The sequence below is a fragment of the Lysinibacillus xylanilyticus genome (assembly GCF_001183605.1).
GTDB classification, from domain to species: Bacteria; Bacillota; Bacilli; order Bacillales_A; family Planococcaceae; genus Lysinibacillus; species Lysinibacillus xylanilyticus.
Genome location: NZ_LFXJ01000002.1, coordinates 83,658 through 108,185, shown reverse-complemented (window position 1 = coordinate 108,185; position 24,528 = coordinate 83,658). Strand labels below are relative to the sequence as shown.

Genomic DNA, 24,528 nt, shown 5'->3' with positions numbered 1-24,528 from the left:
AAAGCAAAGCGACAGCTACAATTATGCTGAGACATAACAATTAATCATACATTTATCTATTAATAAGGAGAGATTATTTTGGAACGTGTAGTTGGTACAGTAGTAAGAGGTCTTCGTGGTCCGATTATTAACGAAGGCGATAATATTGAGCAAATCGTTGTTGAGACGGTATTAAACGCAGCAAAGACTGAAGGCTATTCAATTGAAGATCGTGACATCGTCACAGTAACAGAATCTGTCGTAGCGCGTGCACAAGGTAACTACGCATCCATCGATGACATCGCAGCGGACGTAGCTGCTAAATTTGGTGACGATACTGTTGGTGTTATTTTCCCAATTCTAAGCCGTAATCGTTTCGCTAACTGCTTACGTGGCATTGCAAAAGGCGTGAAAAAAGTCGTTCTTATGCTTAGCTATCCATCTGACGAGGTTGGGAATCATCTAGTGGATATCGATGAGCTAGATGTAAAAGGGATTAATCCTTGGACAGATACTTTAACTGAGGTTGAATTCCGTGAGCATTTCGGCTATAAAAAACATACATTTACAGGCGTAGATTATATCGAATATTATAAAGAACTGATTGAAGCTGAGGGCGCTTCTTGTGAAGTTATCTTTTCAAATAACCCAAAAACAATTTTAGACTTTACGAAGAGTGTATTAACTTGTGATATTCATACACGCTTACGAACAAAACGTATTTTAACGGCTAATGGCGCTGAAAAAATATACAGTCTTGATAATATTTTATCTGAATCTAATAACGGTTCTGGCTTCAATGCGGAGTATGGTCTACTTGGTTCAAATAAAGCTACTGAAGATAGCGTGAAATTATTCCCACACACTTGCCAACCAATTGTCGATGGCATTCAAGCAAAAATCAAAGAAGCTACTGGTAAAACAGTTGAAGTAATGGTTTACGGTGATGGTGCGTTTAAAGATCCTGTAGGGAAGATCTGGGAGTTAGCTGACCCTGTTGTTTCTCCAGCTTACACTGCCGGATTAGATGGCACACCAAACGAAGTAAAACTAAAATACTTAGCAGATAATGATTTTGCGAATCTTCGTGGCGAAGAATTAAAAGCAGCAATTTCTGAGTATATCCAAAACAAAGACGAAGATTTAACTGGGAAAATGGCCGCTCAAGGTACAACGCCTCGTCGTTTAACAGACCTAATTGGCTCTCTTTCAGACTTAACTTCAGGTTCAGGTGACAAAGGTACTCCTATGATTTATATTCAAGGTTATTTCGATAACTATACAAAATAAAAAGCTATAAAAAATGAACTCCTATTTTCACTTGGGAGTTCATTTTTTATAGAGCTGACCTTCAATGTTGACGATATTCCCGTAAAACTTGCTAAAAGGCAAAACTATAAAAGGGGCACACTGCCACTGCTTACTTCCTCATATTCACATTTCTATTAACATACCCTTCCTGCTCACCTCCAAGAAGTGATTTTCCTGTAAACGTCTTCTTTATTTCTACTTCTCGAAAATGCCTCAATATAATATAACCGTTTCAATCCCTAGTTCAGTTGCATAATGCACTGTTTTCATTCATATATTTATAAAAAGCTCCTCATATGTGGGTCGGCTCTAGATTAGTGATATAAATTGCTCTTTTGAGATTTCATACATACTCGCTTCTTGCACAATATGAACCTCTTCAACCCCCTCCCTCAATATCGGAAACTTTAAATTCCTTCTCCTTTTTTCCATTATCACTATCGGAACTTTTCTCTTTTTTATTGTTTTTTTGATATAAACAACACATGCGTTATATCAAAAAAATAACATTTGTATATCGATACACCCGACAATTTACCTGGCGCGAATATCTTGCGTCCTGTTCAATATTTGTCACATCAGCACTAACTGATTGACCTTTTACCATATTTAAACGCTCACACAAAACACAGAATACCATTCGCGATTTCTACCTTATAGCGTCACCAAATAATAACTTTAACTTATATCATCACTTGAAAGAATAAGTGTATTTTTATTTTTGCCGACCCCTCAACAAACGCACCCCCACCACTTCCAGGTAACCAAACTGTATGTATCACCTTCGGTTACCCCCCTTTTTCAACTGTCTATATCGTTTATAGAAACACACTCTTTAGTTAGCGATTAACTCCAATTTTTATTACTTATCAAAAAATAACCATCAACTTAACTCTAAAAGTATAGAGATTAATTTTTGATGGTTAAAATGATAACGAAGGCGCACAGGGATAAATCTTCGTTCCGGCTAAACTCTTTGAGCAACAGATGTATATTTGTGGCAAAGCGTAGCGCTAACGAAGCGGCATCAACGTGTTTTTGTCTGCGCGAAAGCAAAGAGACAGTGGCAGCAACAACAGCAGGAGGTTGGTCAGGCGTTATCATAGGACGTGATGCTTTTAGCCTTCATTCCCCCATCCACTCGCTCCAGAGTCTCATCCGTGACGTCGATCCCCAAGAATTAGCTCAGCCTCCACACAATCAACTTATACACATGATGCAACCAAAATATTAGTGAATATCCATAAAAACAACACTCCCCCAGAAGGGAATCAGGCTACAAAAAAAGACTGCTCCAACTTTTTCAGGAACAGTCTTTTTTATTAAAAATATGATTTTCTCTTATAAATATATTATATCATAAATTTGCCAAAAATACTAGACTATACTTCTTTCCTATCTAGCTGTATGATAAATTTCCCGAATCAATTATGCCTCGGCATAATGGCATCCGGAATCATCTCACCACCTATTGAGGCGGGAGACATTTGTAGCTGGCGCTTCGCTTTCGCTACAGAAAATAATTGTAGCTGGCGCTTCGCTTTCGCTACTAAACAATTGCTGAAAGAATAAAAAAATCATGCAAAGTATTATATGGAGAGGAATGTGAGTAACGTTGGAAAAGCAATATGAATGGACAGAAGAAAAACAGTATCTTGTTCTTTGTTTAAACACAGTTGGTCACAAAAAAGAGGAGTTACTACAAAAGGAAAAGCATGTTAGAGACAATGTTTTAACATTAAAGAAGACCTTTTGGGACGACGTCAGAGTGAATTTAGATACGCCAGAGGATATAGACGAGACCTTTTATGCTATTAAACAACAGGCGGAGCTCTTATCCGATTCTCAGCATGCTCAGCAACGTGTCATCAAAGATGTAAAAATTTATGACCGTCTACAGCAATCACCCTATTTTGCTCGCATTGATTTTTTACAGGATGATCATAATGAACCTTTAAAGATTTATATCGGTGTAGCAACTTTAATGGATGAAGAGCATGAGAACATATTAATTTATGATTGGCGAGCTCCTATAGCAAGTATGTATTATGATTACACTCCTGGCCCAGCTACTTATGAAACGGCGACTGAAGAAATTCAAGGAGAAATGCTTTTAAAACGGCAATTTATCATTAAGAATGGTCAATTACAATCGATGTTTAATACCGGTTTAACTATTGGTGATGATTTATTACTCGATATTCTCGCTCAAAATACAAACGAACATATCCGTAGCATCGTAGCAACGATTCAAGCTGAGCAAAATAAAATTATTCGACATGTCAACACTCCTTATCTAATCGTAGAGGGTGTTGCGGGTAGTGGAAAAACAGCTGTTGCTCTACAACGTGTTGCTTATTTGTTATATCATTATCGAGACGAAATTACTGCTGATCAAATTTTATTGATTACACCTAATCAGCTTTTTAATCAATATGTTAATACCGTTTTACCGGATTTAGGTGAAGATAATATGCAGCAATTAACCTTTTCCGAATATGCAACAAAACGTTTAGGTCGACAGTTCCAATTAGAATATCCTTATGAGCAATTGGAGTCACTTTTAACAGAGCAAGATGAATCTCTCTACCAAATGAAGCTTTCGATTATTTCTTTTAAAGCTAGCCTCCAATATCGAGAATTGATGGACACATATATTGAGTACCTTGCAAATGAAGGTTTGCTGTTTAAAAATATTGTTTTTCGCGGAGAAAGAATTATTACCGCTCAAGAAATTGCTGAATACTTTTATTCCTTCAATTCTTCAATTCCCATCCCAAATCGACTGCAATTAGTGAAAGAATGGTTATTACAACAATTGTCGAAATTTGAAAAGGCAGAACGAACAAAAGAATGGGTAGAAGAAGCCAGTGAACTTTTAGACATTGAAGAGTATACGAAAACCTATAGCGAGCTTTTACATGAAGGTCGGTTTTCAGAAAACTCTTTTGATGATTTCGAGCAAGAACGCAAGAAAATAGCTATCCAAATTGTCAAAAAGCAGTTTAAGCCACTTCGTCAATCTGTGAAGCAATTAAAGTTCGTTCATATGTTAGGCATTTATCGTCAATTGTTTGACATGAACAAATCTATTCATCAGCAATTGCAGAACCTTTTACCTGACCATTGGGAAGAAATCTGTCAGCATACACTCCCTAATTTAGCAAAGCGCATTATTTCGTATGAAGATGCCGCTCCATTTTTATACTTACAGGACAAAATAGAAGGTCAACGAACAAATACGATGATTCGTCATGTTTTAATTGATGAAGCACAAGACTATTCTCCATTTCAGCTATTTGTATTACAACAATTATTCCCACGTGCACGTATGACTATATTGGGCGATGGGCATCAAACCATCCATCCTCATACCTTTAAAAACCCTTCACTGCTGACACCACAATTGTATGGTGAACAAGCAGAAAAAATGATATTAACGAAAAGTTATCGCTCAACAAAACAAATTATTCACCTTACTTCGAAGATTTTACATGAGGACGCCAAAGTAGAAGCCTTTAATAGAACTGGTCCCGAACCAACCATCACGATTGTGCCGAATGAAATCGATTTAACTGAAAAGCTTGTCGAAAAGATTAACAGCTTGTCACTAAATTTCGAAACAATTGCAGTCATCTGTAAAACAGAGCAAGAGTGTACGAAGGTTTTTGATAAAATGAAAGACCAAGTAGATATTCAACTCATTACCCATAATACAAAACAATTTAAAAAAGGTATTTTACTATTACCAGCTTATATGGCTAAAGGAATTGAATTCGATGCAGTCTTGATATACAACGCCTCCGCAGCTAATTATGCTAGAGAAACAGAACGTAATTATTTCTACACAGCATGTACACGAGCCATGCACGAATTGCACATCTATTCCATTAACGAGTTAACACATTTTTTAAATCTTTAATTATCAAAAAGGAGAATCTGCATGCCTCGATTGAAGGCTTACAGATTCTCTTCTTTTTATCTTTAAATGTAGTACGTATAGTCCTCTGGAAGAACACGTTTTAAGAATTTCTTTGTGCGCTCCTCTTTCGGATTAACAAATATATCATGAGGACTCCCTTCCTCTACAACGACACCGCCGTCCATAAAAATCACTCGGTTTGCAACATCTTTTGCAAAGCCCATTTCATGTGTGACCACAAGCATCGTTGTTCCCTCTGCCGCAATGTTCTTCATAACCTGAAGGACCTCTCCTACTAACTCTGGATCTAGCGCAGAAGTCGGTTCATCAAATAAAATAATATCAGGATTTAATGCTACTGCTCGTGCAATACCTACTCGTTGCTGCTGACCTCCTGACAATTGACTTGGATAGGCATCATATTTTTCTGATAAGCCTACTTTATCAAGCGCCTTTTTGCCAATTTCAATCGCTTCTGCCTTCGGAATTTTACGTCCTATAATAAGCCCTTCTGTAACATTTTCTAGCGCTGTTTTATTCGTGAAAAGATTATAGTTTTGAAATACAAAGGCTACACGTTGACGAATCGAATGTACGTCCTTCTTCTTCACATTTTGAAAATCCACTTGGATATCGCCAAATGTCGCATGTCCTTGGTCGGCTTTCTCTAAAAAGTTAATGCATCGTAATAATGTAGTTTTTCCTGAGCCGCTGGGTCCTAAAATAACAACAACATCGCCTTTATCAATGGCTAAATCGACACCCTTTAAAATTTCATTGTCACCGAATGATTTATGAATATTTTTAATTTCTAGCATACTCGTTCACCCCTTAGGCTTTTGCCACTTTGAATTTACTTAAATGTTTTTCATATCGTTTAAAAATGTATTCAACCGTACTACATAAAATTAAGTACACAATGAAAATATCAATATATGCTTCTACGTAATTGTAACCAACATTTGCAGCTACCTTAGCCTTTAATGTAATTTCAGGTAAGGACATTGCATAGCCTAAAGACGTCGCTTTAATGAGATTGACTGTAGCCGTACAAATATTTGGCATAGCTACTACTAAAGCCTGTGGAATAATAATACGGCGATAGGCTTGAAATGTTGTTAAGCCTACTGCATGAGCAGCCTCTAGCTGACCTTTTTCAATCGTACTTAAAGCAGAACGAAATACCTCAATTAATATTGCCGTTGTACTAAATGCAAAGACGATAAATGCATACCAAATCGGATTGATTTTATAAATATCATAGGCAATATTATATTTTTCAAAAATCATTTTAAGTAGTAATGGGATACTACTATAGATTATAAAGATTTGAATGATTATAGGTGTACCTCGAACAAAGGAGACATAAATTTTTGCTAAATGATGGATTACTGGGATTTTATTGATTCGTGTTAGTGCTAGTAGAAAGCTAAGTGGTAGAGCAACAAGCATAGCAACAATTGTCACAAGGAGTGCGATAGGTACACCTGATAATGCAACAAAAAATGTTTCAACTAAAAATTGATAATTCATGGTTACGCCTCCTTACGTTGTTTCTAATGTCTTTTTCCCCTTACCAAAGAACTTTTCTAGCATTGAGAAGAACTTTTCTATAATAATCGACAGCACCCAATAAACAATCGCTAAAGCAATATATATTTCTAATGCATGTGCATTAATATTACTTGCAATAATTAAATTTGCCTTTCCGACAATATCAATTAAGCCGATTGTATAAGCGAGCGCTCCTTCTTGTAATAAGGCAATCATTCCATTCCCAAAGTTCGGTAAAGCGATAACGAGTGCCTGCGGGAAAATAATACGTCGATAGGCCTGAAATGGCGTTAATCCCACACTAACAGCCGCTTCAAATTGCCCTTTATCAATCGCTAAATAAGCAGAACGAATAACTTCTGACATAATCGCCGCAAACTGTAAAGTGAACGTTACGACTACGAAAATGGCTGTTTCAATCGAATGGAGATTTATGCCGAAGTTTTCCGCTAACGCCGGAACACCATAGTATACAAGGAATAATAAAACGATAGATGGTGTACAACGCATAATCGTTGTATATAAGTTCGCTAATTTTCGCAGCAATTTTATTGAACTTAACTTGGCAGCCGCTAGTAGTAAGCCCAATATTGTGCCTAGTACAATGGAAGATCCTGCGACTAAGAAGGTAACTTTTAAAAACGGCAATAATACAGGAATTGAGTTCCAAATATATGATGCATCAAAATACTTCTCCATTTCCTCACCAACTTTTATATAATTCTCTTTCTAATTAATTATGCCTCGACATAATTGCGTCCAAATCGGCTTTGTGCTCGCACAAAGAACTCCTTCCCGATTCTGTGACATCCGCCGGAGGCTTTGGGCCAATGTGATGTTGGTCACCCAGTCGTGTGTTGTTGCTGTCGCTACAGAAGACATTTGTAACTGCCGTTTCACTTTCGTTACTGAAAACATTTGTAGCTGACGCTTCGCTTTCGCTACAGAAGACATTTGCTGAAAGAAGTTAATAAAGACTGCTGAGTATACTGACTCAACAGCCTTTTATCTGATAGTAGCTGCTAACACTTTCTCTTCAAAAGAGGAGTTTTCACTGACCAGCTACCGCCTATTAGCGATTCACAGAATCTAACACTTCAAATAAATCTCGGCCGTAAAATTTAGTGCTTAATTCATTTGTTTTCTTTTGCTCTTTAATTTTTGCTATAGCTTTATCGTAAGCATCTGCAAATTCTTGTTCCTTTTTATTGAACAGCGGCCATGTTTTAATAACGGCAAATTCGTTGTAAACTACGTCATCCTTTAAATTATGATATGGGCCATCTTCTGCTGAAACTTGTTGTTTAAATGGACCTTCAATCATAACACCACCATCGACACGTTTTTCATTTACCCATTGCACAACATCGACAGTAAACGCATCTCCAGCTTGTAATTTCACTTTATTGTCTGGGTTTGCTTTATTATATTCATCAATAATTGTGTATTGAGCATTATTCGCAGCAATTGGTGCTAATGAATAACCTTTTTTCGCAAAGTCGGCTAAAGTTTTCACACCTTCATCTTCTTTACGTAATACTAAACCTGCACTACTTAAACCTAAAAATTCTTTAGGGAAAATAAACTTCTCTGTACGTTCTTGCGTAAAGAAGGCGTTTTTTACTCCCACTTGATATTTACCTTGTTCAACGCCAATTAGTAAATCATCACTAGTCGTGCCTACAAATTCAAACTTATATTCAGGTAACATCTCATCCACTAGCTTCATGACTTCCACATCGTAGCCTGTTGGATTCCCTTTATCATCTAAATAACTAATTGGCTTAGATGCCTGGTCAAATGCAACCTTCACTGTACGTACTTTCGCGCCATCCTCTGACTCTTTATCTGAAGCTTCACCTGAATTACAGCCCGCTAAAATAGCAAGTGAAGCTAATCCGATTGCTGCCAATTGAAAAATCTTTTTCTTATGTTTAAACATATATCATGTCCCCTTATTCTCCATGGTTTTATAATTGATTTTCATTCGATTTTTGCTGTTCTATTGCGACATTTGCCAATTTAATAATTGTCATATCATCCATCGGTGGATTATGTAGTCCTGCACGAACATTTCGATAATAGCGCTGTAATGGATTTGTTAATTGTAAGCTTTTCGCACCTACTACACGCATTGCCTTATCGACTATCTCAATCGCCAAATTTGTTACTGTATGCTTAGCAACTGCCATTTCATTTGCTAAAAGATCACGTCTAGCTGGGTCATCATAAGCCTCAGCAACTCCGTACAGTACAAAGCGTGCTTGATATAGCTTCAATTCAATATCGCCTAAAAGCTGCTGCACATTTGGTAATGTACTAATAGGAGCATTCAAGCTATTAGGTTGATGATGATTTGCAAAATGCAGTGCATAATCACGAGCCGCTTGCGCAATACCTAAGTATGTTGCTGGGATATGTAGAATCCAACCATTTATCTTGCCACCACTTGGGTGACTCGGTAACTCTACCAAATGATTTGAAGGGACAATTACATCCTTTAAAACTAGGTCGTGGCTACTTGTGCCTCGCATTGCTGACATTTCCCAGTTTTCTTCAATTGAAAGCCCTTGAGCATCTTTATGAATAAGGAAAAAGCCAATTTGATTTTTTTCCTCAATCCACGCTGATGTTAAGAAATAATCTAGCACCGGAGAGGCTGTCGTAAAGATTTTACGTCCATTTAAGAGCCAGCCTTCCTCTCTTGAAACAGCATTTGTTCCTGGTCGCCCTCCACGTGTTGGACTCCCAGTTGCCGCCTCACTTGCAGCTCTATTTATAATGGCACCTTTCTGTATTTCCTGAGCAAATGCACTTAGTAAATCGTCTGACCATAGCTTTTTCTCATATAGTTCACCTACAACGCCTAATGTCCACCCTAAAGATAGTGAAGCATTCTCGTCATAGCTTGCTAACGTTTCTTGAACGAGTACCATATCATAGACTGATAGTCCTTCACCGCCATATTCTTTCGGTAAAGTTAGTTTGGGATAACCAATTTGCAAAAGTAGTTTATGTGCTTCAAATGGAAAACGAGATTGTTCATCTACTTCTTTAGCCTCAGCCTTGATTGACTCAGAAATAGATGCTAGCTGATCTAGCCAATACTGCTGTTGCTTTGTTTTAACAAATAATTTCTTCAAAAAAATCTCCTTCTTCCCAAAATATATAAAACATATATACTTACTAAGAATTAAAGTTGTAAAAAAATCTCTAACTACGTTTCCGTAGCGAGAGTATGGGTGGTACTGAATTTTCTGATTCGTTGACATTTATGATACTTTTCACATTTAAAAATGTCAATGGGTTAATCATAAGTTTTTTTATAAGTTTTATATCCATTATTAACATGTCTTCTTTTTTCACCAAGCCCTATTTATAACATATGCTAAAACTAAAGAAAGAGGTGCATGTATGACTAATAATATGAATCCACCCTTAAATAATGTGCCCATTTCGCCTATGACCCCTCAGGTTATTCAGACGAAATTTGGAGATATTAATGGAGATGGCTTACTTGAAACTGTTCTTTTGATGGGGACTAAAACTCCTGATAGCCCTTTGTGGAAAAACCTAACGCTTGCTATTTTTTACGGACAGACGCACCAATTCGAAAAAATAATGCTAAAACAAAGCGTCGGCTATAACCCAACTATATTTTTAGGAGACTTTACAGGCAATCATCTAGACGATATTCTAGCTATTTCTGACACAGGAGGTAGCGGAGGTATTATTAACGGGGAAATATTCGCCTCGATAAACGGCAAAATACGCTCAATTTTTGATGCAGTTTCTTTTAATAATAAGCTAAAGTATACCGTTAATTATCAAAATCAATATAAAGTGGCCGTTCGTAGCATGAATCCAAAAAAGCAATATATCATCGATTTACAATACAAAGGTCCGGATTATTTAGCAGAAATATATAATCAAGACGGTACACTAAAGCAGCCTATTGAAGGATGGGTAGATCCAATCAGCGGATTGTATCCAGTGGACTATGAACGCGATGGAATATATGAGATTTTAGCTTATCAGGCTATAGCTGGCCGATTTCATGCAGATGGATTAGGTTATGTAGAAAACATTTTGAAATGGGATGGCAATGAATTTATAGTTGACCGTCAAACTGTAGGGATTTTTGGAGAAGATTTAAAGTAGGCTAGTGCACTTATATAGGGAAAAAAGCAAGTATCTGTCCGATTTCCGCACAGAACAAGCGAAATTGACGAGATTCTTGCTTTTCTACTAATAGGACAAGGTTTATTTTTCTACTAAGGCAAAATAATTATTTTCGTGATCAGCAAAATTAAAAACCCTACCCATTGGCATCATTACTAAATCTCCTACTTTAACGCCCTTTGCTTGAAAATCCTGATATAAATTTTCTATATGCTCAGCATAAAACATAATAGAAGGTGTCCCTAAATTTAACTCCGGCTGCATTTTTGCAATGATTTCTTTATTGTGAAGAACTAAGGTAGTTTGGGCTTCTTTAGTTGGAGCAATTTCAATCCAACGTACCCCTCCCTCTTCTTGGTCAGCAACTACAACAAATCCAATTTTTTCTGTCCAAAACTTCACGGCCGTATCCTGATCATTTACATACAACATCACTTGTCCAATATGTCGAATCACGAAACAATTCCCTCCTCTTTTGAGCATTAGTATATATCAAAAAGTAGCTTTATATGTCATATCTAACGTTATCGATTTAATTTCTTTCAGGGATGTCGCAGAATCGGAAAGGGGTTTATAACGGATGTTAGCCTAAGCACAAAGCCTATTCTGGACGCATTGTTTATCTGTAGCGAAAGCCAGTGACAGCCACAAATGTCTTCTGTGCGTAAGCGTAGCGACAGCAACAATTATGCCGAGGCATAATTGTTTATAAGTTGATGGTATCTACAATTAAAGAACAGTTATTACAAAATACTTAACTTTTATTTTATTTTTGATAAAATGAGCCTAGTCGTCTATTTTTTACCTAGAACGGTAAAGTATAGACCTATCACCATAACATGGGTGTATACTATCCGATGAGCCTCTTAGATCAGTAAGTATTCTCTGTCCGAAAGCGATAGCAGCAGAAGATTGGTCCTAAGGCATGATCACATACTCAATTTTCGGTGATAAAACAAAGTTTAAAATACAAATATTATAGTGAGGATCATTCAAGTGAAACAACTAAGTTTAAGGAAAAAGCTCATTTTTTCATTTTTGGCAATGCTTATCATCCCAACACTGTTAATTGGAATTGTGTCTTACCAAAGTGCTGGAAAGCAAATTTCAGAAGAACAACAAGCAAGCGCAACCGAAAGCGTGCGCATGCTTAATACGAACATTACTAACACGATCGAGCCAAAAGTGAAGGACGTTCAATACTTTACTAAAAAGCTCAATCAATCTTATTTACAAGAAGATAAAGTTACAGAACTTAAATCTCTTTTCCGCGAATATATCAATATGCATCCAGAGGTGGAGCTAATTTATATTGGAACCTCTGATGGCAGACTACTAGATGAGCCTGCTCAAAAATACCCTAGTGGGTTTGATCCGCGTACGAGGCCTTGGTATAAGCAAGCTTTAGATAACAAAGACCAAGTATCTATTACAGCTCCATACATTACACAGACTACAGGTGATATCGTTCTTACGATTACTCAGGCTTTACCAGATGGCTCAGGAGTAATAGGGTTAGATTTAAATATATCTAAACTTGGTGCCATCACGAATGATATACATATTGGCGAAACTGGCTTTGCTTCACTTTTAGACAGCAATAAGATATATATTGCCCACCCCGATCAAGAAAGTGGTGCTGAAGCAACGGAAAGCTATATTACTAAAATCTACGAACAAGATAGTGGTACCATTATAGAAAAAGATCGTCAGCTACAATTTGTTACAAATAAGCTAACAGGTTGGAAAGTTGTTGGTACAATGTTTACAGCCGAGGCTGCAAAAGCCGCAGCTTCGACCTTTAATATCAACTTAATAATCATCGCTGTTTCTATTATTGTCGGCATTATTTTTATGCTATTCATGATTAAATCGATCGTTAATCCGATCAATCGACTTAAACAAAGCGCTATAAAAATTAGCGAGGGTGATTTAACAGAGTTTATTGACATTTATTCTAAAGACGAGATTGGACAGCTTGGGGAAGCCTTTATCGCAATGAAGGTTAACTTAAAAAACCTTATTCGTAACGTTGATCAAAGCTCCCAACACGTACAGACTTCTGCGCATGGACTATCTGCGAATGCCGAACAAAATATAGCTGCTTCAGAGCAAGTTACAGAAGCTATGCAACAGGTGGCTATCAGTACAGAAAAACAAACAACAGGTATTGACCAAAATGCAGTTTCTATTGAAGAGATCGCAAAAGGTGTCGTTGAGGTCGCCGATAGCTCTATGCAGGTTTCAGATTTATCTAGCCATGCTATAAAATTGGCCGATGAAGGTGGGCAAGCAGTAGAACAAACTGTGAATCAAATGATTTCTATTCATGAATCTGTGACACAATCAGATGCGATGATTAAATCACTCTATGATCGAACAAAAGAAATTGGGTCTATTTTGGAGATTATTAGTGCTATTTCAGACCAAACAAATCTACTTGCCCTTAATGCTGCTATTGAAGCAGCGCGAGCTGGAGAGCATGGGAAAGGCTTTGCAGTAGTCGCCGATGAAGTGCGGAAGTTAGCAGAGCAATCCCATCAATCAGCAGAGCAAATTTCTGCCCTAATTACAGGCATTCAGCAAGATACCGCTAAATCTGTTCAAAAAATGATTAAGGCTTCATCGGATGTCCAGGATGGTTTACAGCTAACAGAAGATACAAGTAAAAAATTTGCAAGCATTATTAAGAGCCTACACGATATTGCTCCGAAAATGGAGGATATATCTGCATCTGCTCAGGAGATGTCAGCGGTAGTCGAAGAAGTTTCGGCAACGGCTATCGAGCTAACAGATCATGCAAAATTAAATGCAGCAGCGTCAGAGGAAGTTGCCGCTTCAACTGAACAAACTTTGTCCTCGATGCAGGAAATGGCTGCAGCCTCAAAAGCACTTCTCGATATGGCTTATGAATTACAAAGCTATGTAAATCGTTTTAAATACTAAAAAGAAAAGCACGATGTTAATGGAGATTTTCCAAACATCGTGCTTTTCAATATTAACAATGTCACGCGATTATGCCGAGGCATAATTGATCTTTATTTATTTTCCTCATGACTGAATTGCCATTCAATACCAAATTTATCAGTAAGGGAGCCGTAGCATTTACTCCAAAACGTTTCTTGCAGCTCCATTTTAACTTCGCTACCATCTTTAAGACCGTCAAAAGCTTTTCGCATCTGAGCCTCATCGTCTGAGACAACGGCTAACGTTACATTGTTTCCAGTCGTAAATGGACTGCCTGGGAATGTATCTGAGAACATTACCGTGCTTCCAAAAATCGAAAGTCGCGTATGCATCACAAGATCTTTTGCTTCCTCTGGTAATGGATAATTTGGATTCTGTGGTGAATCCCCAAATGTCATAATTTCAGGTTTGTTCGTATTAAAAACTTTCTCATAAAAAGATACAGCCTCTCGACAATTTCCCTTAAAAATTAAGTAGACCTCTACTGCCATTTCCAACACTCCCTTTGTCATTTTTCGAAACAATTCTATTTTACATGGATAACAAATAATAATACAAATCTTAGATAAAACGATCAATAAAGGTTTACTTTCCTACAAAGATTGCGGATTTCCCACTAAATACTTTTCTTATGAAACAATACGCTTATTCCTATTTTCCATACTATAACGAAAAAATAGTATATCTTTATATTTCGCTTAGTTCCTGTTCTTTCCTGCTAATTTTTTATTCATTTAGATAAAAGCTTTGACATTTACTCAAAAATAATGTAAATTACCAAATGACGAACGATTTAAATTAAAACTTAAAAAATATTCGTATTTTAGGAGTGTTTATAATGGATAACGTATTTGACTATGAGGATATTCAACTAATTCCCGCAAAATGTATTGTAGAAAGTCGCTCAGAATGTGATACTTCTGTTACTTTAGGCGGTCATACATTCAAACTTCCCGTTGTACCAGCAAACATGCAAACAATTATCGATGAAAATCTTGCTGCGAAGCTTGCTGAAAACGGTTACTTTTATATCATGCACCGTTTTAACCCTGAGACACGTATCAATTTCATCAAAGATATGCAAGGTCGTGGATTAATCGCATCTATTAGTGTTGGTGTAAAAAATGAGGAATATCCTTTTATTGAAGAATTAGCAGCTGCTAATTTAGTACCTGAATTTATTACTATCGATATTGCACATGGTCATTCAAATGCTGTCATTCGTATGATCCAACATATCAAAAAACATCTACCAAATAGCTTTGTAATTGCTGGTAATGTGGGTACACCTGAAGCAGTACGTGAGCTTGAAAACGCTGGTGCAGATGCAACAAAAGTTGGTATTGGACCAGGTAAAGTTTGTATTACTAAAATTAAAACTGGTTTTGGTACAGGTGGTTGGCAGCTAGCTGCACTACGCTGGTGTGCAAAAGTTGCAACGAAGCCTATTATCGCTGATGGTGGTATTCGTACACATGGTGATATTGCAAAATCTGTTCGCTTTGGTGCTTCTATGGTGATGATCGGATCATTATTTGCAGGTCATGAAGAGTCACCTGGTGAAACAATCGAAATCGATGGTAAAACTGTGAAGGAATACTTCGGATCTGCTTCTGAATTCCAAAAAGGCGAACGTAAAAATGTTGAAGGTAAAAAGATGTTTGTTGAACATAAAGGCAGCATCAAAGATACTTTAATTGAAATGCAGCAAGACCTTCAATCATCAATTTCCTATGCAGGCGGCAATAAACTTGATGCCATTCGAAATGTAGATTATGTAATTGTGAAGAACTCTATTTTTAATGGAGATAAAGTATATTAACAACTAAGGAAACCCCAACAAGAATGGAGCACATTCTTGTTGGGGTTTTTCTTTGGATTTCGTTACTCTATTCTGTAGGAGTTTTATAGTGGGCAAAGCAATTGTGGTTCTTGGTTGATCAGTTCTTCGGACTACTTGAGCAGTTCTGGCTCTTGGCTGACCGTTCTTTTATTTTAAAATGGCACATTTTTAACAAAAGAAAAAATGCTACCAATTAAGCGTAGCATTTTCCTAAAGATTATAGCTTGTTAATAACAGCGTGGATTGTTTCTTTTAATTCTTCATCATGATCTGAAAGGTCAACAAAGTTTGCTACACGCTCACGTAATACTGGACGTTCAATTACAAGTTTTTCATCAAGTACTTGTACTAGTAACTCGATAATAAGACGATCACGAACGTTTAACGCTTCTTCTAAACGCTCTGGTGTAATTTTTCCTGTTTTTGCTTCTTTAGCCATTTTAAAAACCCCTTTAAGTTTTATATTTCATGCACATCTATTTTAGCATACCGCTAATTTATTTTGAAAACTTTCTTTCATGAATATATACCAAAACTTTACAAATGAAACCTAACACATTTACGATAAAATGTTATATTCAAATCATAAAACGAAGACGCTCAAACATATGATTATGTGTTATTTAGTTTTTCATATTCACTTAGAACGACTTACAAGATTGGAGGAATTCGATGAATCAAAAGAACTCGACTTATTTACAATTAATAAAGTCTATACCTAAATTTTTACAATTGTTTCTAAATGTTTGCCTTGTACTTTTAGCGCTCATTTTATCCTCCCTACTTTGCAAAGAACTTATCCAGTTTCTTAAAATTTTAATTTTCAACAACGATGGCGGAGACTATAAGCTCTTCCTCGCTAATATTCTTATATTCTTTTTGTATTTTGAATTTATCACTATGATTATTAAATATTTTAAAGAGAATTATCATTTTCCACTAAGGTACTTTATATATATAGGGATTACGGCCATGATTCGATTAATTATCGTAGAACATGATCATCCCATTAACACCTTATAATTGTAAGCTATTTTATTATTAATATTACGCCACTGGAACGACCTATACGTTCATCACTCTTTATGAAAAAAGAGCAATAGCTTTATACTATTAATCTTCCTAAAATGCTGTAATGCAAGTTGGTTTATCAAGAACCAAGAAGAAATGATGCAATGACTGTACGTATTGTTCATCGCTAATCTTCACCTTGCTGAGCATAAATAATTCTTGTACTGTCACAACTCCCATGACAAGAGAAGAAAGCTCTGCGATATCAATCACCATTTCCACGTCATAGTTAGTACTATTAGAAATTTTTATATTACCATCGATAGCCTTGATCACAATTTGCTGATTATTTTCAGCTAATAACGAATCTTTCACAGTTAACTTAAATGTTAATGTTTGACCATTAAAATTATGTGTTGTGAGTTCCTCAAAAAAACCTTGAACATTAATAATTCGATACATTAAGCCAACACCTGAAACAGCACTTGCATGATAGACACTTGGGATTAAATGATTCGTTCCATTTCGTACATCTCCTAAAAAGAAGTGAATATTTTCTTCCTGTGTGTTCCATTCAATACGGTTCACTTGATCCACCTGACTATTTAAAAATGTACTGAACTCTAATAGAACCTCTGGTGTTTCATAAATCCATTCTTTAATGACTAGATTGTTTAGTAAAAAATTTGTTTCACTTTGCTTATTAAAGGAAAACACCATATAACCTTGTATTGAATCTCCCTTTTCAACAGCAATAATATAGTTTTGAGGGTTTTTAAAAATTGATGCAAGCTCCGATTCTGTTTTCAAAAACATACCATGCTTTCTCGATGCAACTCTTCTATAGCAGTCTGCTAATTTATGCTGATCCTGCACTGTTAAAAAAGTAAGATGTTTTTTCGTTGCCCCTTTCGGAAAGCTTGATGGTTCCACTGAATATTGATGCATTTTCGGTCCGTATCCAAAGCCCATTTTTTTATAAAAGTCAGGTCTAAACGGATATAACGCAACAAAATGAACATTTTTCTCTAAAAAAAACTTAAAAAAATGATCTATTAATTCTTTGGCAACCTTTTCTTTTTTACGGAGTAAATCAACTGCAACTAGTCCTACTCCCCCGATTGGAATCATTTTAGAGAAGAGATTCATTTCAAAATCATGGAGTCGCATGCCACCAACTAGTTTGTTATCTTCCCATAGCCCATAATAATGAACAGATGCGTCATTGTTTTGATTGTGCATAAAAAGTGCCTTTAGCTGCTCTTTTGTTGGCTGTAATCCACCCATCCTTCCTGGATAAGCACCAACTACAATATCAACAAAACGTAAAAAATCCTCTTCCTTCAATATTTTTTCAACAACTTTCATATCCATCCCCCTCCTACACTAAATTTATTTTAAGGCACGCTCTTTACATAATTTTTTTCACATTAATTTCAGCTCTTGATAATAACATATATTACCACATACAAATGATACTGTATGTTGACAGTGTTAAAACCTGAGGTAGGCTTCTTATACCCTTATTCAGTTTCTCGAGCAAGTCGGCAGTAATTGAGTACACTATTCTCGTTGGCTCGTTGATTAAGGCATCAGGAAGTGATTACAAAGTGGGCTGCAACTAAAGGTAAAGCTCGGAAATATGATGTATTGAGCACACATATGGCTCAATTAAAGAGGAATGAAGTGCATGAATATTGAAGGGAGACGGAAAGCGTGAATCTGATTGATGCATATATTTATGAAGTAACTAAAAGGATAAGCAAAGGTAAGCGTGATAAAACCAATCTAGAACTAAAATCTACTATTGAAGAAATGTTACCTGAAGATTATTCAGAATCAGATATAAAGGAAGTTCTTAAAAAGCTCGGAAATCCTGTAGAAGTTGCAGCAAAGTATCAAGATACACCACGATTTTTAATTAGCCCAACAGTGTTTGACACTTATATTAGAACAATAAAATTAGTTATTCCCTGGGCAATTTTAATTACAATTATTGTACAAATGATAGAAAGTATTGTGCTTTATAACGGAGAAGGTGCACTCCTGACTGCAATTATTAAAACTATTTCTATAACTATCTCTCATATTATTTCAGTAATCATCTACGTACTGTTCTGGATTACAGTTGCTTTCATTGTCATCGAACGATCTGAAGGAAAAAACATTTCAATCCCCCTTATAAAAAATCATCCAGAATGGACACCGGATGATTTAGCAAAAGTTAAAATAATCCCTAAAGAAAAAACTATTTCACTTTATGATAATATTTTAAGTTTCTTAGGCATTGTTATTTTCTCCTTTGCCTATTTCAATGCTAATCACCTTTTAGGAATCTATTCATCTCACAATAAAGGTGGGTTGAAATTTGTTATGCCTATATTCAATCAGGATGTCTTACTGACCTTCGCTCCAATCGTTTTATGTTGTATCGTTTTAAGTGTCGCTTTAACATTATGGAAATTGAAGGCTGGTCAATGGACAATGTTTATCGCCGTAACTAATGCACTTCTTCAATGTACAGGAGTCATTGTTTTTATCCTCATGGCTATTCACCCTGATCTCATACACAGTCCAGCTGTACCTTATATCGCTGCAATTATAGGAACGACCTCTGCTAAGGTTTTATTTGCTATAGACCGAATATTATTCATAAGCATTGCTATTGCCATCATCGCAAATGCATTTGATATTTATAATGGCTTTAAAAAGGCTAGAATTTGAAAAGAACTATAAGTTTTGAGAGCTGACTCTTTCTTGTTGGCTCTTTACTTATTCATAAATTAATCGACCTACTAAGATACTCCTTAAAATACCGTTATTCTCTAATGTTTTGTATAATAATAATCTGCACTAATTCAAACAGAATAAGGGGAAATATTTATGACCATTCTTCTTGTAGATGACAATCAGGTCAATCTATTTGTAATTGAAAAAGTATTAAAAAATGCAGGTTATGATAACTGTGTTTCTCTAACATCTGCCTATGAGCTTTTTGATTATTTACAGTTAGATGCACCAAATCCAAAAGGAAATTCAGTGGATTTGATTTTATTAGATATTATGATGCCTGAAATCGACGGTATTGAAGCCTGTAAACGTATTAAGCAAAATAAACGATTAAAAGATATTCAAATTATCTTTGTCACAGCTTTAGAAGATAAAAACAAGCTCGCAGAAGCACTTGATATCGGAGGAGTAGACTATATTACAAAGCCGATTAATAAAACCGAGCTTCTTGCTAGAATTCGAGTTGCTTTACGATTAAAAGCTGAATTAGATTGGCATACTCAGCAAGAAAAGAAAATACAATACGAATTAGATTTAGCAACACATGTACAAAGAAGCCTTTTGAGTGCTCCTTTAAATGAGGCTAATATTCAAATAGAAGTATCTTATCTACCTTCGTCTAATTTAGCAGGGGATATGTATTATTGGCATAAAATAGATGATCAGCGATATGCTATCATTTTGCTTGATATGATGGGACACGGGATCCCTGCAGCACTTGTTTGTATGTTTATCTCCTCTGTCCTAAGAGAAGCTGTTAAACAATTAGTAGATCCTGAATTAGTTATAAAAGAGTTAAACCGTTATATGACACTTTTGCACAACGGAAAAGAGGACAATCTTTTTTATTTCACAGCTATTTATTTAGTGATAGATACCGAACAAAAAACAATCGAATATGTGAACGCTGGTCATCCTTCTGGCTATGCTCTAGTTGATAAAAAGACGCTCGTACCATTAAAACGAGGAAGTTGTGCAGTCGGCTTTTTCGATGAGATCGACGTACAAAAGCAATTTATTCAATACAATGAAGATGTGCAACTTATTTTATATACGGATGGTGTGTTAGAAGCAATGGGACCATGTGAAATGGAATCCGAGAAGCATTTACAAACACTAATATCTACGAAATGGGATTATTCTAAACGTCTGATCGACAATTTACTGCCTAAGGAGAAGCAAGAGCAGCAACCAGACGATATGTGTGTTTTAATGATTCAAGCGCAGGCTATATAAGATAAGGCTGTTGCCTAAGTCTCTTCTGTGGAGAAACTTAGGCAACAGCCCATTTTTTATCTCACTCTATCTTCTGATAAATTTTTTCATCGCCTACAATTTCTTTATATTTTGGAATAATATCTTCAAATCGGATTGTCTCCTTATCTCCTAAGCACAAAAAGCCATTATTACTTAGGCTTTCGGAAAACAAATAATGAACCTTGTTTTGTAAATCAGATGAAAAATATATTAGAACATTTCGGCACATAATGATATGAAATTCATTAAAAGATTGATCTGTTACTAAATTATGCTGTGCAAATATAATATTTTTTAACAGTGACGGATGGAAATAAGCATATTGATAATCTGTTTTATAGTATTCGGAAAAAGCATGATGGCCACCAGCAAGCATATAGTTTTTAGTATATGCCTGCATTTTGTTTATCGGGAATACTCCTTTTTTTGCTTTTTCCAGTACTTGTTCGTTCATATCCGTAGCATAAATAACTGCTTTATCCTTTAACCCTTCTTCCTGTAGCAAAATAGCCATAGAGAACACTTCCTCTCCCGTGGCACATCCTGCATGCCATATCCGAATTTCAGGGTAATCTCTTAAATACGGTACAACCTCTCGGCGAAAAGCATTAAAAAAACTAGGGTTGCGGAACATTTCAGTAACATTTATAGAAAAATCGTTCAATAGTTGCTCTAAAAATCCGTTTTCGTGTATTACTTTTTCAAGTACATGAGAAATCGTTGGGATATTATCCATCCTCATCCTATTACTAATTCTTCGTGATATAGAAGGACGATTATATTGTCGAAAATCAAATCCTGACAAACGGAAAATAGCCTCAAGTAATAAATCAATCTCTAAATCTGTCTGCATTTTTTGCTGCAAAGGAAATCCGTCCATCTTATTAACTCCCTTTAGAAACTAGCCATACTCTTAAAACGGATATTAATTGATCTAAATTTAATGGCTTACTAATATAATCTGAAGCACCGGCCTCTAATGATTTATCTCGATCATTTTTCATAGCCTTCGCTGTTAAAGCGATAATCGGTAAATCCGTAATATTCAGTTGTTTGCGTATAATCGACATCGTTTCATAGCCATCCAAATTTGGCATCATAATATCCATCAGAATAAGGTCAATCCCACCATTAGATTGCATAATATCTAAACACTCTATTCCATCTTTTGCAACTAAGATATCCATGCCTCGCTTTTCGAGCGCATTTTTTAATGCATAGATATTACGATAATCATCATCTACAATTAAAATATTTTTCCCTTGGAAAACTTCTACCTCATGTTGAGAAAATTCCTGAACTTCTGATAGTTGCTCTTCCTCTTCTAACTCATGTACTTCATTAGTAGCCCCCACCTCATGAATAGCAAGCTCAAGGTATTTTTGCTCCTCAATTCCATTGGGCAAGCTTGGGATTGTCAGTGTAAATGTACTACCTTGCCCCTCTTCACTTTGTAAAGAAATCCAGCCACCAAGTAATCTTGCAAGCTCTTTACAAATGGACAAACCAAGACCTGTTCCACCGTATTTACGCACTATTGCCCCATCAGCCTGTTGGAATGATTCAAAAATTAGCTGATGCTTATCCTTCGGAATCCCTATACCTGTATCTGTAACTGTGATTTCTAACCAGTCGGCACTAAGATCCTGCATATTATTTGTTAACTGTTCTTGGCCAAGCTGTTTAATTTCAAGATTAACTGAACCTTGTTCTGTAAATTTAAAGGCATTTGATAATAAATTTTTCAATATTTGCTTGAATCTTTTCTCGTCCGTAAAGAAAATATCTGTTACATTTTTTTCTTTCGAAATATGGAATTGGAGATTTTTTTTCGTTGCTACAGGCGCAAAGGTTTGCTCAATTTGTACAGGAACCTCACTCATATTCATTTCATCAAAACTAATATCTAACTTGCCTGCCTCAACTTTTGATAAATCTAAAATATCATTAATTAACGCAAGCAAATCTTCACCTGAAGAATGGATAACCTTTGCAAATTCAGCTTCCTCATCTGATAAATTACTTTGGCTATTTTCAGCTAACATTTCAGATAAAATTAATATGCTATTCAGTGGCGTTCGCAATTCATGTGACATATTGGCTAAAAACTCAGATTTATAATTTGAATTTAGTAACAACTGCTCCGCACTTTCCTCTAATTCTCTTTTAGCCTGTTCTAATTCTCTCGTCTTTAACTCTGCCTCGTTTGTTCTTTCCTCCAATTGTTCATTAATCACTGTCAGTTCCTCTGTTTGCATCTGCAATTCTTCTGACTGTGCCTGAAGCTCTTCAGATTGCATCTGTAATTCCTCTGTCATAGCTCTTGATTCATTTAATAAACGGACAATTTCCATACGCCCTAGGACACTATTGATCGTTAATCCAAAAGTTTCGATAACTTGCTTCACTAATCGCTGCTGTTGCTCATTGAAGCCAGTCATTGTAGCTAATTCAACGACAGCTATGACGTCATTTTCAAATATAATAGGGACGATAAAAATACTTTTTGGTGGTACTTCCCCTAAACTAGTACCTATTAAACGGAAATCTTCTGGAATATCGTTATAAATTAAAATCTTTTTTTCTAAAGCACATTGTCCAATTAAACCTTGCCCCAGTTTAAAGCTCTCAATTCCAACATCGTCCCTTGCATCTGCAAAAGCAGCTTTTTTTACAAACTGTATATTATTATCAGTAGTTTCTCGAACATAAAATGCACCAAGAGAAGACTGCGTTTTTTGCGCTATTTCTGAAAGGAAAGTTTCAGCTAATTTGGTGATGGCACAAATGCCTTGATATTTTGTGACGATTTCCGCGATATTCAGCTGCAGCCATTCTCTTCTCTCGAGTATATCCAACAACTCATTTGTAGCAACTGCAAGGTCATTGATCTCATCATTCGTTCTAACATGAATCCTTCCTTTTTGACTGCTCTTGGAAGCAGCGATTTCTTGAATCGTTTGCGTAACCTGTGTTAATGTTTTTACGATTGAACGAGAAATACCATTTGCAATGATAATCGCAACAACTGAAATAAATACAAGTATGCCGAGCAGTGTATGTGTTACGATACTATTCCTTTTGTCCAAGTCATTTACTTTGGCTTGCATACTTGCATTTACCTCTGAACGGAGTGATTCAAACTGAGCTCGAACTGTTTCCATGTCTTTACGACCTACATCTACTTTGTAGAGTTCCCATATCGCTTCTGCCTTGTTTTCTTTTTTAAATTCAATGGAAGGTTCTCCTGATGTTGTAATCCAATGCTCTATTGTTGCCTTTATCTCGTTTAACTTCTGTTGTTGTGTTGGTTTATTTTCAAAAAGCTGATAAAGTTCATTAAAATCGGATCTCCACTTTTCACCAGCTTCGTAATAGGTCTCTAAATAGCTTGGTTCACCCGTAATAACAAAGCCCCTCTGGCTCGATTCCATATCTAAAATGTATTTTTCAATGCAATTGGTTACAGCATGTATATGTGAATTATTCTTGATAATATAATTTCTTTCTTTTTGTAGAGAGATAATTTGATTATTTAAGATGAGCACTGATGCAAGTAAACAAAGTATGATAACAATATAGCCTAACGTAATTTTCCTTCGTATACCTACCTTTAATTTATTGAACATTTGTTTTCCTACCTTTATGTGTCATAAACTCTATAACTAGTATCATTGTACATCAAAAAGTAACAAAGTTTCTTCCTCTTAGG

The 24,528-nt window shown here is 35.9% G+C and carries 18 protein-coding genes and 1 pseudogene; 8 read left to right on the top strand and 11 right to left on the bottom strand.

What is annotated here, in order from left to right; all coding sequences use genetic code 11:
* Positions 1–78: 78 nt before the first annotated feature.
* Both ACZ11_RS00665 and helD read left to right on the top strand, forming a co-directional pair.
* Positions 79–1,269 carry a coenzyme F420-0:L-glutamate ligase gene (locus ACZ11_RS00665; protein ID WP_049662734.1) on the top strand — a complete coding sequence of 397 codons (1,191 nt, stop codon included), beginning with the start codon at positions 79–81 and terminating at the stop codon, positions 1,267–1,269.
* A gap of 1,636 nt (positions 1,270–2,905) precedes the next feature.
* On the top strand, positions 2,906–5,212 hold the full coding sequence (helD, locus tag ACZ11_RS00655; protein WP_049662731.1) for an RNA polymerase recycling motor HelD: 2,307 nt from the start codon (positions 2,906–2,908) through the stop codon (positions 5,210–5,212).
* A gap of 62 nt (positions 5,213–5,274) precedes the next feature.
* On the opposite strand, the gene ACZ11_RS00650 is transcribed toward helD, so the two are convergent.
* The 5 genes from ACZ11_RS00650 to ACZ11_RS00630 all read right to left on the bottom strand — a co-directional run bounded on the left by ACZ11_RS00650 (position 5,275) and on the right by ACZ11_RS00630 (position 9,909).
* Positions 5,275–6,030 carry an amino acid ABC transporter ATP-binding protein gene (locus ACZ11_RS00650; RefSeq protein ID WP_049662729.1) on the bottom strand — a complete coding sequence of 252 codons (756 nt, stop codon included), beginning with the start codon at positions 6,028–6,030 and terminating at the stop codon, positions 5,275–5,277.
* Positions 6,031–6,043: 13 nt separating this feature from the next.
* Complete coding sequence (locus ACZ11_RS00645) at positions 6,044–6,745, bottom strand: amino acid ABC transporter permease (RefSeq protein WP_049662727.1); 702 nt, start codon at positions 6,743–6,745, stop codon at positions 6,044–6,046.
* A 12-nt stretch (positions 6,746–6,757) separates the two neighbouring features.
* The gene (locus tag ACZ11_RS00640) at positions 6,758–7,465 is read right to left on the bottom strand and encodes an amino acid ABC transporter permease (RefSeq protein ID WP_049662726.1); all 708 of its coding nucleotides are present in this window, start codon (positions 7,463–7,465) and stop codon (positions 6,758–6,760) included.
* Between the two features lie 373 nt (positions 7,466–7,838).
* Positions 7,839–8,708, bottom strand: coding sequence for a transporter substrate-binding domain-containing protein (locus tag ACZ11_RS00635; RefSeq protein WP_049662725.1), 870 nt, complete (start codon positions 8,706–8,708; stop codon positions 7,839–7,841).
* A gap of 28 nt (positions 8,709–8,736) precedes the next feature.
* Positions 8,737–9,909 (bottom strand): acyl-CoA dehydrogenase family protein, encoded by a 1,173-nt coding sequence (locus ACZ11_RS00630; protein ID WP_049662724.1) that lies wholly within the window; start codon positions 9,907–9,909, stop codon positions 8,737–8,739.
* 271 nt (positions 9,910–10,180) lie between these two features.
* On the opposite strand from ACZ11_RS00630, the gene ACZ11_RS00625 reads away from it, so the two are divergent.
* On the top strand, positions 10,181–10,927 hold the full coding sequence (locus tag ACZ11_RS00625) for a hypothetical protein (protein ID WP_049662722.1): 747 nt from the start codon (positions 10,181–10,183) through the stop codon (positions 10,925–10,927).
* A 102-nt stretch (positions 10,928–11,029) separates the two neighbouring features.
* Here the strand turns inward: ACZ11_RS00625 and ACZ11_RS00620 are convergent, their stop codons facing one another.
* Complete coding sequence (locus ACZ11_RS00620) at positions 11,030–11,404, bottom strand: VOC family protein (RefSeq protein WP_049662721.1); 375 nt, start codon at positions 11,402–11,404, stop codon at positions 11,030–11,032.
* Positions 11,405–11,944: 540 nt separating this feature from the next.
* Between ACZ11_RS00620 and ACZ11_RS00615 the strand changes: the two genes are divergently transcribed.
* A complete protein-coding gene (locus ACZ11_RS00615) occupies positions 11,945–13,894 on the top strand; it encodes a methyl-accepting chemotaxis protein (RefSeq protein ID WP_049662720.1) in 1,950 nt (649 codons plus the stop codon).
* A gap of 92 nt (positions 13,895–13,986) precedes the next feature.
* Here the strand turns inward: ACZ11_RS00615 and ACZ11_RS00610 are convergent, their stop codons facing one another.
* Positions 13,987–14,406 (bottom strand): VOC family protein, encoded by a 420-nt coding sequence (locus tag ACZ11_RS00610; RefSeq protein ID WP_049662719.1) that lies wholly within the window; start codon positions 14,404–14,406, stop codon positions 13,987–13,989.
* 347 nt (positions 14,407–14,753) lie between these two features.
* Here ACZ11_RS00610 and guaC point away from each other — a divergent pair, with 347 nt between their 5' ends.
* Positions 14,754–15,737: a GMP reductase gene (guaC, locus tag ACZ11_RS00605; RefSeq protein ID WP_049662718.1), complete on the top strand. Its 984-nt coding sequence runs from the start codon at positions 14,754–14,756 to the stop codon at positions 15,735–15,737.
* Between the two features lie 238 nt (positions 15,738–15,975).
* On the opposite strand, the gene ACZ11_RS00600 is transcribed toward guaC, so the two are convergent.
* Positions 15,976–16,197, bottom strand: coding sequence for a hypothetical protein (locus ACZ11_RS00600; RefSeq protein ID WP_049662716.1), 222 nt, complete (start codon positions 16,195–16,197; stop codon positions 15,976–15,978).
* Positions 16,198–16,430: 233 nt separating this feature from the next.
* Here ACZ11_RS00600 and ACZ11_RS00595 point away from each other — a divergent pair.
* Positions 16,431–16,861: pseudogene (locus ACZ11_RS00595) on the top strand (phosphate-starvation-inducible protein PsiE).
* Between the two features lie 19 nt (positions 16,862–16,880).
* On the opposite strand, the gene ACZ11_RS00590 reads toward ACZ11_RS00595, so the two are convergent.
* Complete coding sequence (locus tag ACZ11_RS00590) at positions 16,881–18,137, bottom strand: GNAT family N-acetyltransferase (protein WP_049662715.1); 1,257 nt, start codon at positions 18,135–18,137, stop codon at positions 16,881–16,883.
* A 348-nt stretch (positions 18,138–18,485) separates the two neighbouring features.
* On the opposite strand from ACZ11_RS00590, the gene ACZ11_RS00585 reads away from it, so the two are divergent.
* Together ACZ11_RS00585 and ACZ11_RS00580 are read left to right on the top strand one after the other, a co-directional pair.
* The gene (locus ACZ11_RS00585; protein WP_049662713.1) at positions 18,486–19,493 is read left to right on the top strand and encodes a hypothetical protein; all 1,008 of its coding nucleotides are present in this window, start codon (positions 18,486–18,488) and stop codon (positions 19,491–19,493) included.
* Positions 19,494–19,652: 159 nt separating this feature from the next.
* Positions 19,653–20,795: a SpoIIE family protein phosphatase gene (locus ACZ11_RS00580; protein WP_049662710.1), complete on the top strand. Its 1,143-nt coding sequence runs from the start codon at positions 19,653–19,655 to the stop codon at positions 20,793–20,795.
* Positions 20,796–20,856: 61 nt separating this feature from the next.
* Here ACZ11_RS00580 and ACZ11_RS00575 read toward each other — a convergent pair whose 3' ends face one another.
* A complete protein-coding gene (locus ACZ11_RS00575; RefSeq protein WP_049662707.1) occupies positions 20,857–21,696 on the bottom strand; it encodes a CheR family methyltransferase in 840 nt (279 codons plus the stop codon).
* Positions 21,697–21,700: 4 nt separating this feature from the next.
* The gene (locus ACZ11_RS00570) at positions 21,701–24,445 is read right to left on the bottom strand and encodes an ATP-binding protein (RefSeq protein WP_049662704.1); all 2,745 of its coding nucleotides are present in this window, start codon (positions 24,443–24,445) and stop codon (positions 21,701–21,703) included.
* Positions 24,446–24,528: the final 83 nt, after the last annotated feature.